Here is a 5,088-nt window from a genome sequence, read left to right as displayed (position 1 = left end):
TGTATTTTCTAGACATAGAAATTTTTGATTTGTTGTAAAACTATTTTTTAAGTTTTAGGATAGAATCCTTAGAAAAAATAGGTGCTGGATGGGAATCCAGCACCAGTGTGGTGACATATATTTTCTAATGCGCTTCTAGCCAGTTTTGACCAACGCCCATGCCTGTTTCCATTTTTACTGGAAAATCTATGGCATGAATCATTAAGTCATTTACTCGTTCTTTTAGTAAATCCAACTCATCGCGATGAGCATCGAATACTAATTCGTCATGCACTGTCAAAATCATGCGAGAACGAAGTTTTTCTTTTTTGATAAAGTCATTCACTTTAATCATCGCAACCTTAATCATATCTGCTGCCGAACCTTGAATTGGTGCATTGATGGCATTTCGTTCTGCGAAACCTCTTTCGACCATATTCTGAGCATTGATGTCTCTCAAATATCTTCTACGACCAAGAATCGTTTCACAATACCCTGTATCTCTAGCCTTAATTACAGCTGAATCCATGTACTGTTTTATGGCTGGAAACTCTCTCCAGTAACTATCAATAATTTCTTTGGCTTCAGTTCTTGAAATCGCAATTTGTTGAGATAACCCGAATGCAGATACACCATAAATAATACCAAAGTTTACCGTTTTGGCCTTACGACGCATATCTGAAGTCACTTCATCTAGGCTTACATTGAAGACCTTTGCTGCGGTCGTAGCGTGAATATCTCGGCCTTGATTAAAAGCTTCAATCATAGATTCGTCTTGAGCAAACGCCGCCATGATACGCAATTCTATCTGAGAATAATCGGCAGATAAAATCAAATATTCTTCATTTCTAGGAATAAATGCTTTACGAATTTCACGACCACGAGGTGTACGTATCGGAATATTCTGCAAGTTTGGATTAGTACTCGACAAACGACCCGTAACTGCCACAGCTTGATTGAAAGACGTATGTATTCGCCCAGTGCTTGGAGAAACCAGCAGAGGCAAAGCGTCTACATAAGTGGACTTGAGTTTTTGTAATTCTCTAAAATCTAGAATCTTTTTCGCAATCTCATGCTCTGATTCAAGTTTAGACAAAATCTCCTCACCTGTCATATACTGACCAGTTTTAGTCTTTTTAGCTTTAGGGTCAAGCTTAAGTTTTTCGAAAAGAATCTCTCCTAATTGTTTGGGCGAGCCAATATTAAACTCCACTCCTGCCAATTCAAAAACTCTATCTTGGACGATACGCATATCTGTTTCCAGTTCCTTAGACATATTGCCCAAAAACTCGGTATCTATTCGCACGCCTTCCATTTCAATATCAGCCAAAACTTGTGTCAATGGCATTTCTACCTCTTCAAACAATTTGACAGCTACTGCATTTTCGGCCAAAATCGGATGTAGTCTATCTTTGAGTTGTAAAGTAATATCAGCATCTTCCGCTGCATATTCTTTGATTTTTTCTAATTCTACATCACGCATATTGCCCTGCTTTGCTCCTTTTTTACCAATCAATTCCTCAATCGAAACAGGGGTATAATTCAAATAATCTTCTGCCAAAATATCCATGTTATGACGTTTTTCTGGCTCAATCAGATAATGTGCCAACATAGTATCATACAATTTACCTCTTACAGTCAAACCATATCTTTGCAAAACCATCAAGTCATACTTGATATTTTGGGCAATTTTTTCAATGTTTTCATTTTCCAAAACAGGACGAAACTCATCGACAATCGCTTGAGCTTGCGCTTGATCTGCCGGTACAGGTACATAAAATGCCTCTCCTTTACGATAAGCAAATGCCAATCCTACCAATTCTGCCTCCACAGCATCGACGCTTGTTGTTTCTGTATCAAAACAAATAGCCTCTTGTAAACTCAAGAAGTGTACTAAGTTTTGGCGAAGCGCTGGGGTATCTACCGCATGATATTGGTGAATGGTAGAATAGATATTTTGCTTAAATTCTAGCGTAGTTTCTGTAACAGCAAGAGGTTTTTCAGAAACTAACCCTCCGAATAAATCCATCTGTCCAGCCGCAGCAGCTTTGGAAACTTTTGCTGAAACAGTTTCCTCTTTCACAACAGGTTCAGACTCTTCGCCCAACAAGCGCTTGCGTAAAGTCCTAAACTCCAGCTCGTCCAAAAGTGGAGAAAGAACTTCTTTATTTACCTCCGAAATACGTAAAGATTCTTCGTGAAACTCAATAGGTACTTCACACAAAATAGTTGCTAACTCTTTTGATAGTAAGCCTTGTTGAGCAAAGTTGACTACATTTTCTTTCTGCTTGCCTTTCAACTTATCTGCATTAGCAATCAAGTTTTCTACACTTCCAAATTCAGCGATAAGCTTTTGTGCTGTTTTTTCACCAATCCCCGGAATACCAGGAATGTTATCGACAGCATCGCCCATCAAACCTAAGATATCGATTACCTGAGATACACTTTCGATACCCCATTTTTCACAAACCTCTTGTGGCCCAAGAATTTCGACACCCTTGCCCATAAAGGCAGGCTTGTACATTTTGATGCGCTCCTCTACCAACTGACCATAGTCTTTGTCGGGAGTCATCATATAGATTTCCATGTCCTCATGGGCGCGAGCAGCTTTTTTAACCAAAGTTCCAATAACGTCATCAGCCTCGTAGCCCTCCATCAACAAAATAGGAATATTCATGGCTTCCAATAAGCGCTTTACATAAGGAATAGCAACGGTTATATCTTCGGGTTGCTCTTGACGTTGCGCCTTGTATGCCTCAAACTGCACATGGCGAAAAGTAGGCGTTGGCGTATCAAAGGCAACACCCAAGTGTGTAGGTTTTTCCTTGGCTAAAATTTCGAGTAAGGTATTAGCAAAACCAAAAACAGCACTCGTATTAAGTCCTTTTGAACTAATACGAGGTGTTTTTTGAAACGCAAAGTGAGCACGATAAATCAATGCCATTGCGTCGAGTAGGAATAATTTTTTCATTATTTTAGTCTGTAGCCTTCCAATCGGTTAAGCACACTTCAGAATGAGATTTTATTGATTATTCAAAAATACCAAAAAAGACTCGCTTCTCTTTTAAGATGTAGGAAAAGATAGTTATTTTGTAAAAATGATGTATAATGTTATGGGAGAAAAATTGACAGTTAAAGATTTTGGACCTATTCGTTCAGCAACTTTAGATATAAAAAAAATAACCGTTTTAATAGGGCCGCAAGGCAGTGGAAAGTCTACTTTAGCAAAATTGTTAGCTATTTTTAATAACCCTAATTTCTTGGTAGATGCCTACATCGGGAAAAAGGTAGAGGATTATTTTTCTCGATTTCAGATACAGTATTTTCTAAATTCATCAAGTTCTTTTGAATACAGTTCAAATAATTTTCAGGCAAAATTCAAGGTTAATGATTTTTCATTTCAAATAACTGAGGAAGAGGATTTTCTGGAAACTTCAGCTAAATCATATTTCCCATCTCTTCAATCTTTAAAAAATGAATGGTTAAGATATAACGAACGAGTACAACGAGGTACCTCAAATATGAATACGATTTTAACATCAATCGTATTACCAAGTCTGCTAAAAAAAACTACTTCTCTAACCCATCAAACGAAGTATCTCCCAACTGATAGGATTTTTATTTCATCCATATCCGACTCAATACTTGGTTTGCTGACAGCAAATATTGCTCTTCAAAAAAGTACAATTGAGTTTGGCAACTATTTTGAGATAGCTAGAACTCATGTTTCTAACCTACCTATTGGATATCTCAATATTGCATATAAGTATGAAAATGGTCGAAATCTTATTTATTACAACGAACAAGACTCTGTACCTCTTTCAGCAAGTGCTAGCGGGCATCAATCTTCAATTCCGCTCCATGTAACTATCGAGCATTTTTCAAAGGAAGGTGATAATCTATTTATTGTGGAAGAACCTGAATTGAATTTATTCCCAATAACTCAGAAAAATTTGATTCAATTTTTAATTGAAAAATGTGGTGACAACAATCACTTGGTCATTACTACACACAGCCCTTATGTACTGAGTACAATCAACAATTTGTTGTTCGCCTACCAGACAGCAAAAGCTATACCTGACAAAGAAGCGGAGTTAGCAAGCATCATTCCAAAATCACAATGGATTAATCCAAAGGACTTTTCCGCTTACTATGTGGGTGAAGATAAAGAGGGGAATAAGGGCGGGGTCAAATCCATCTTTAATGAAAAAACTGGCTTGATTAGTGAAAATGAATTAGATGAAATCTCTGAGAGTCTTGGAGATGACTTTGACTCAATCATGCAAATTTATAAAATGCGTAACCGTGAAAGATAAAATCAATGCCGTATTTCCTTGTTTCACAGGGATATGTATGGAAATCTACACTAATTATACTTTTTGGGTAGACGAGTACCTTGAAGACATAAACCCTCAACAACTAAGAGGAAAGTCTTATGTAATTACTACAATCGATGAATCAATCGAAGACCAGCCATTTAAGATTTTTAATCCTAGTCAAAAAGAAATCAATTTCTTAGCGATTGATAAAGGTTTATTTCTTGATATACCAGAACATCCTACAAGATGCGACTTTGCAGTATTTGATGATATCCGTTTTTGCTTTGTAGAAACGAAGGAACCTTCTCCAAGACAAAAAAGTGACGAGAGAAAGAAAGCTATTACACAGCTAAAATTAACTATTCAGCTTTTTAAGGAGAAAATTGATTTTGAAGGGTTTCACATTGAAGCACAAGTTAGTTTGAGAGCAAAAAAAGTTTTTCCTAGGCGAAACTCTCGAAGACAAAATGAAGCAAAAGAGTTTGAGGATGAACTCAACGTGACACTCTTCGAAAATAATACGATAGAATTCTAACCCTGTTTTGTATCAGGGTTAGAATACCTACTAAGCAATCGTGCAGAATAAGATTTAAGTTATGTGTTTAGGAACTAGGCAGTAGGCGTAAGGCAAAGAATGTTAAAGTATTATTAATTACCTTTTCAAAAACCGACCGCTGAAAGCCGTCATCTGAAAGCTTAAAACAGAATCTTAAATATAATGTTGAGTACTAAGCTATCTATGCCTTTTCCTCCCAAATACAACATAAATTCACAATCGTTTCGACAGCCT

General features: G+C 36.9%; 3 protein-coding genes. 2 read left to right on the top strand and 1 reads right to left on the bottom strand.

The features are described 5' to 3' along the window. Positions 1 to 124 precede the first annotated feature (124 nt). On the bottom strand, positions 125 to 2,950 hold the full coding sequence (polA, locus tag ACOVQ4_RS04665; RefSeq protein ID WP_421819491.1) for a DNA polymerase I: 2,826 nt from the start codon (positions 2,948 to 2,950) through the stop codon (positions 125 to 127). 142 nt (positions 2,951 to 3,092) lie between these two features. Between polA and ACOVQ4_RS04660 the strand changes: the two genes are divergently transcribed. Next, on the top strand, positions 3,093 to 4,295 hold the full coding sequence (locus ACOVQ4_RS04660; protein WP_421819490.1) for an AAA family ATPase: 1,203 nt from the start codon (positions 3,093 to 3,095) through the stop codon (positions 4,293 to 4,295). After that, positions 4,285 to 4,833, top strand: a complete 549-nt coding sequence (locus ACOVQ4_RS04655) for a hypothetical protein (RefSeq protein WP_421819489.1) — start codon at positions 4,285 to 4,287, stop codon at positions 4,831 to 4,833. The genes ACOVQ4_RS04660 and ACOVQ4_RS04655 overlap by 11 nt, the downstream gene beginning before the upstream one ends. Positions 4,834 to 5,088: the final 255 nt, after the last annotated feature.

The sequence above is a fragment of the Flectobacillus sp. genome, assembly GCF_049240685.1.
In the GTDB taxonomy this organism is placed as follows: Bacteria; Bacteroidota; Bacteroidia; order Cytophagales; family Spirosomataceae; genus Flectobacillus.
Note: the sequence above shows the minus strand (reverse complement) of the source record. Positions and strands in the feature narration are given on the sequence as shown.